Annotated in this window: 3 protein-coding genes and 1 pseudogene; 3 read left to right on the forward strand and 1 reads right to left on the reverse strand. The window is 62.7% G+C overall.

Features of this window, described 5'->3' with window-relative positions; genetic code table 11:
* Positions 1–203 precede the first annotated feature (203 nt).
* The 3 genes from F4Z81_14000 (at position 204) to F4Z81_14010 (ending at position 4,859) form a co-directional block, all read left to right on the forward strand.
* Positions 204–2,474, forward strand: coding sequence for a hypothetical protein (locus tag F4Z81_14000; GenBank protein ID MXW06160.1), 2,271 nt, complete (start codon positions 204–206; stop codon positions 2,472–2,474).
* Positions 2,475–2,481: 7 nt separating this feature from the next.
* Positions 2,482–3,591 (forward strand): phospho-N-acetylmuramoyl-pentapeptide-transferase, encoded by a 1,110-nt coding sequence (mraY, locus tag F4Z81_14005; GenBank protein MXW06161.1) that lies wholly within the window; start codon positions 2,482–2,484, stop codon positions 3,589–3,591.
* Between the two features lie 176 nt (positions 3,592–3,767).
* On the forward strand, positions 3,768–4,859 hold the full coding sequence (locus F4Z81_14010; protein ID MXW06162.1) for a hypothetical protein: 1,092 nt from the start codon (positions 3,768–3,770) through the stop codon (positions 4,857–4,859).
* A 1,342-nt stretch (positions 4,860–6,201) separates the two neighbouring features.
* Here the strand turns inward: F4Z81_14010 and F4Z81_14015 are convergent.
* Positions 6,202–6,401, reverse strand: a pseudogene (locus F4Z81_14015) (collagen-like protein).

Here is a 6,401-nt window from a genome sequence, read left to right on the forward strand (position 1 = left end):
CACAATACGGCTTGACAGTACCCCGCATTCCCCTACATTCCCCTGTACCCCACATAAAGCGGCTTCTGGCGCTTTATGTCGTGGCAGTAACCTCAATCTAATCGTACGCGTTCCGGAACCGAAGCGACCAACCAACGTCCATTGGTACAGGTCGTCGTGTCTCTCCAGCGTTTCCAGCGTTGCCGATAGCGGAATGCCCGCCCATGTCTCAGATTACCTCTAAACAGGATGCGGAACGATCACCGGATGAGGAGGCGACAGAGGTCACCGCGGCAACCCGGAAGACGGACGCCACGGCAGCTGCTCCGAGGCCGCCGGTCCGAAAGCGTCCGTTGACTTACGTGTTTACCGGGGGCGGTACGGGCGGCCACGTCTATCCCGGGCTGGCCATCGCCGACGAGGTGCGGGCACGGAACCCTGAAGCACGCATCGTGTACGTCGGCGCGCGGGGCAGAATGGAAGCCTCCCTCGTGCCGAAGCGGGGCTATCCGATCCACCTGGTCTATGCCCGCGGACTGCCGTCGGGCAGGCAGCCGCTCGCACTCCTGCGCTTCGCGTTAAGCACCGGATTCGGCGTCCTCCAGAGCCTGTTCCACCTGACAAGACACAGGCCCCGCATGATCGTCGCCACGGGCGGCTACGCCAGCAGCCCGGTCCTCCTGGCCCACTGGATCCTCAAATCGCTGCGTCTCTCCGGCGCTCGCCGGTGTTTCGTCCACGAGCAGAACGTCGTGCCAGGTAAGGTCAACCGGCTGGCCGGCCGCATCGCGGACCGTATCGGGGTTTCCTTCGAAGCGTCGCTCCGGTATTTTCCACCGGGAAAGACGACATGGGCGGGCTACCCGGTGCGGCGGGAGATCGGCGCCGTGTCCCGGGACGCCGCGCGGACCTCGCAGGGCCTGCCGGCTGACGCCAGGGTCGTATTCGCCTTCGGCGCTTCGTCGGGCGCCCGATCCATCAACCGGGCCGTGGTCGACGCACTGCCCCGGCTGCTTGCCCGGCCGGACATCCACGTCATCCACGTCATCGGCCAGACACGAAGTCCGGATTATGACGCCGAGGGGGACACCCGGAACCGCCTGGAAAGGCTCGACCTCGCCGATGAACACCTGTCGAGATACCACCAGTCGGATTACTCCCACGAAATCGAAAAACTCTACGCCGCCAGCGACCTGGTCATCGGAAGGGCCAGCGCCGGAGTCGTCACCGAGATCGGCATCTGCGGGATCCCCTCCATCCTGGTGCCGCTGCCCTACGCGCCCGGCGACCACCAGGCCGTGAACGCCAGGACGCTCGAATCGAGCGGCGCGGCCCGCGTCGTGTACGAATCGATTTCCGTGGAGGACGGCCAGACCATCGGCGTGGTCGACGGGGAGCGCCTGGCCCGCCTGGTTCTCGATATCCTGGACGATCCGGCCGGCCACGCTGCCATGAGTCGACGGGCCCGCGAGACCTTCGACCGAAACGGGCTGGACCGGATCGTCGATCAGTTGGACCAGATGCTGGAGGAACGCCTGGACCACCCGGACCACCCGGACCACCCGGTCCGGCCTGCGGACCACGCAAGTTCCAACGGGAGACACGATGAACAAGGCGGGACGGCCGAATCGGGCGAGACGGCCAAACCTCGCGCGACCGGACATGCCGACCCGGGCGGCCAGGACGGCCCAGGCTGTCCGCCGGCATCCGCGCTCTCCCCCTTTTCGCTGGTCCGGCGTTTCGCGGAAGGGCGCGACGAGCGGTTCATCGAATCCGTTGGCGAGGACTACCTGAAGTACCGGGTCGACGGATTCCTCAAGAACGAGCGGTGGCCCATCCGGAACGAGGGCGTAAAGCTGGCCGGCCTGCTCGACTACCGCGACCGCCTGCCCTTCCTCCTCGCGCTGCTGCGCGACCGCACGCCGGCCCCCCTCTTCCAGCGCCTCCTCGGCGGCGACTACCGGCAGGTCGGCTTCATCCGCCGCAACGCCGTGACGGCGATCGGCAGGCTCGGCGTGTACGATGCACCGGTGCGCGCCGTGCTGCTGGACCTGCTGGCGGACCCTTATTACGAAGTGCGGTCCGCCGCGGCGCTGGCCTTTGCCGACCTCGGCCACGGTTCGGAATGGGCGGGCGCTGACGGGGATGACGGGGAAAGGGACGACGAGGTATTGAACGGATTACGCGGCCTTTTGCGGGAATCGTCTTTCGAGATCCGGTCTGCCGCCATACGCGCCCTGGGCAGGATGGGCGACGGGGCCGTCACGGAATGGCTCAGGCCGTTCTACCAGGACCCGAACGGGAAGGTGCGCCAGGCCGTCATCGATGCCCTGGCCGACCTGGTCGGGCGGAAGATGATCGTCGACCTGGACGGACTGCGCGAAGAACTCGACGATATCCTGGTCACGTCGAACCACTTCGAACCGGACTTTCCAATCAAGCGTACGATGAACCGGCTGATCGGCATGATTCGAAACCAGCAGGAAACCCCGTGAGCGCCCCATGATCTATCACCTCGTCACCTATCTCTTCGATACCGTCGATGCGCTCTCGTTTCTGCGCCTCTTTCAGTACCTGAGCTTCCGCGCGATCTGCGCAGCGCTGACCGGGTTCGGCGTCACGCTGCTCTTCGGCCAGCGTATCATCCGCCTGCTGTACGTGAACCACGTGCGGGACAATCCCAGGGCGCACGGTGCGATATCCTCCGCCTCGAAGGCCGGCACGCCACTCATGGGCGGCCTGCTGATCGTCGCCGCCATCTTCGCCAGCGTGTTACTGTGGAGCGACCTTTTCAACCGCTTCACCCTGGTATTTCTGTGCGCCCTGATCTGGTTCTCCCTGTTCGGATTCATCGACGACTACCGGAAGATCAGGCACCGGGACAGCGACCGCGGCCTGTCCCAGGCCACCAAGCTCTTCTTCCAGGCGGTCTTCGGCCTGGGATTCGGCCTGGTCTTCCTGCTGCCCGGCCTGTCGCCCGTTTCGGCCGAAATCGCTTCCGAACTCTATCTCCCCTTCGTCAAGGACCCCGTCCTCGACCTGGGCTGGTGGTACCTGCCCTTCATCGCCTTCGTCATCGTGGCCATCGCCAACGCGGTGAATTTCGCAGACGGCCTGGACGGACTGTCCATCGTGCCGGTCTCGTTCACGGTGGTCGTGTACGGGGTGTTCGCCTACGTCATCGGAAACGCCATCTATTCTGGATACCTGCAGTTCACCTTCCTTCCGGGCAGCGGCGAGCTGACGGTGATCTGCGCGGGAGTCTTCGGCGCCTGCATGGGGTTTCTCTGGTACAACGCCTATCCCGCCCAGGTCTTCATGGGCGACGTGGGCGCCCTGCCGCTGGGCGGCATCGTTGGCACCCTGGCTGTCCTGCTCAAGCAGGAGTTCCTCTTCGTCATCACCGGCGGCATCTTCGTGGCCATGGCCTTCTCGGTCCTGGTCCAGGAGAAGATCGGGATCAAGTGGCTCGGCCGGCGCATCTTCTACATGGCGCCGCTCCACCACGCCTTCCAGTACCGGGGCCTCGCCGAGACCAAGGTCGTGATCCGGTTCTGGATCATCGCGGGTATCCTGGCGATCATCGGCCTGTCGACCCTGAAGATCCGGTAGGCGTCGGTCCACGAGATCCGGCAGGCGTTGGACCCCAGGCTCGGTAGTCGCGGCGGAAAGGCGCGAGGATCGTGCGCGACGGCCAGGCGACGGCCAGGCGACGGCCAGGCGACGGGCAGGCGGCGGACGGGCGACAAACGGGTGACGAACCATTAAAAGGACGGCAACCTCAAGTGATCGGCATACAGTACACCAAATGGATACCGCGGGTCGATGACGCCGAGGACCGCCTCGAACAGCTCCTGGGCCTGCTGAGCCAGATCCTCATCCACACGAGCGGCGACGTGGAAGAAGCCCTGAAGTGGATGCGCTATATCGACCAGCGGCAGGGCATCTTCGACGATGAGATGTCCTACGAGATCTTCGTTAAGGAGCTCGAGAAGCGGGGCTACGTGAAGCAGGACGACAACGCCTTCTCCCTCACCGAAAAGGGCGGGCGGCGCATCCGGGAGGACTCGCTCCGGTTCGTCTACAGCAACCTCAAGAAGGGGCTGAGCGGCGGACACGAGACGCCCTTCGAAGGGGAAGGCGCGGAGCGACTGAGCGAGACGCGGCCCTACCGGTACGGCGACCAGGCATCGAACGTCGATTTCACCTCCACCATCGGCAACGCGATCCGCCGGTCCGGGTTCGACCTGGACCTGCACGAGGACGACTTCGAAGTCTACGAAGTCGAGCACACCACGTCCTGCGCCACGGTCATGCTCCTGGACATCAGCCACAGCATGATCCTGTACGGCGAAGACCGCATTTCCCCGGCCAAGCGCGTGGCCATGGCCCTGGCGGAACTCATCATCCGCAAGTATCCGAAGGACGAACTCCACCTGGTCCTGTTCGGCGACGACGCGAAGCAGGTGAAGATCGAGGACCTGCCCTTCGTTTCGGTCGGCCCCTACCACACGAACACCAAGGCCGGCCTGCTCATGGCCAGGAACATCCTGCGGCGGACCCGAAACGTCAACAAGCAGATCTTCATGATCACCGACGGCAAGCCCTCGGCCATCTATGACCGGAACGGCCGCCTTTACCTGAATTCCTTCGGGCTGGACCCCCGGATCGTGAACCGGACCCTGGACGAGGCCATGACCTGCCGCCGCGAGAAGATCACCATCAGCACCTTCATGGTCACCCAGGATCCCTACCTGGTCGGTTTCGTCGAGAAACTCACGGAGATGAACCACGGCCGGGCCTACTATTCTTCCCTCGACAGCCTGGGTGAATACATCCTCGTGGACTACGTGAAGAACCGCCGCCGCCGGGTGAACTGAGGGCGGAGCAACGCTACTCCTCTATATCGTTTAACGCAGAAAAGCCCCGTACCTGCAACGGGGCTTTCCTTTTCTTGGAACCGATCGCCCTTTTCAGTGGCCAGTGGCTCCTACTCAGGGCGAACGGGAAGGCGTAACGAAATGACCGAGACAAATGCAGGGCGGATCTACAAAGATGTTGCTTGCCCTGTCGGGATAACTTCCGGGGGTCACTCGAAACGTGGTCCGATGGGGGTGCCCGGGAGGGTACCCCCATCTCTCCACAGGACTCTGTCAGCGCCCTGTCTACGGGACCCGGATTATCCCGAGGTTATTGCGTCGGATCAGGCTTGATTACTGTATTGATCCTGACCTTTACATCTCTCGCACCTAACGACTTTAGCGTTATAGTGTGCATGGTTGATCCAGCTTTGAGGTTGCCGTCGGTGGTTTCGGACGGCGCAGTAATCGTAAATGAGACTGTACCATCGGCAGCTGTCGTTGAGTTACCGCCGCCGGTAACAGCGATAGTGGGAACCAAAGCCCCCGCTGTACCGCCTACAGTTGCCGTCAGTGCCTTTCCACTTAGCGGGTCGCCCTCGTCATCTTCGAGGACTGCTTCCAGCGTTATAGTCGCTGGATCCCATCCTGCTGCCACACCTGCCGTACCTTTTGTGATCTCAAAAGTGTCAGTCGCCAACAGATAAGTGATAGCGCGGTTATGAGTGGGCCCGGAGACCACGACATCAAAACTGGCCTCTTTCCCCTCGTACATCGCGGTTACCGTGGCGGTGCCGGCGGACTTAGCCGTAATCTTAGCATACCGCTTATTGGGATTATCTTCCTTCAGCGGCTCAACCTTGGCGGCTCCGCCTTCTACGCTCCATTTGACATCACTGCCCGCCCGATATCCCACATCCGGGATGGCTTGTAGCATGGCAGCCACGACATCGCCCGGAAAATACGAGTCAGCAGCTTCAAACGCATCCTCTGCGCCTTTTGCCATCAAAGTGACCCCACCTACTTTAGCCGTCACTTCGATCTTCAGCTCGGCCGCTACGTGGTGGTCTTTCGCGGTAACCGTGACCGTGGTCTTTCCAGCCACTTCAGCCGAGATCATGTTTGACATGGTATCATCACTGGGATCGTCGTCTACCGTATCGGCATCCGTCCCTACTTCCCAGGCAAACATGACATCTTCGATTACGGTACCGTTTTGACTGCGGGCAACTGCGTGAACTTCCAGCACCTCCTCCTTCCGGAGGACTTTCATTGCCGCATCGGCGCCGATCCCATACGACATATAGTCATCATCGTCCGGATCATCACCAAAAGCTAAGGCAATATGATGAACACCGGCCGAACCTTTTCCGGGATCACCAGCGGGACCCTGCGGACCTCGCGGACCTTCGGGACCAGCCGGACCAGCCGGACCAGTCTCACCCGGAGCACCATCAGCACCCGCCGGACCAGCCGGACCAGTCTCACCCGGAGCACCATCAGCACCCGCCGGACCAGCCGGACCAGTCTCACCCGGAGCACCATCAGCACCCGCCGGACCAG

The organism is Gemmatimonadota bacterium (assembly GCA_009835325.1).
In the GTDB taxonomy this organism is placed as follows: Bacteria; JAAXHH01; JAAXHH01; order JAAXHH01; family JAAXHH01; genus JAAXHH01.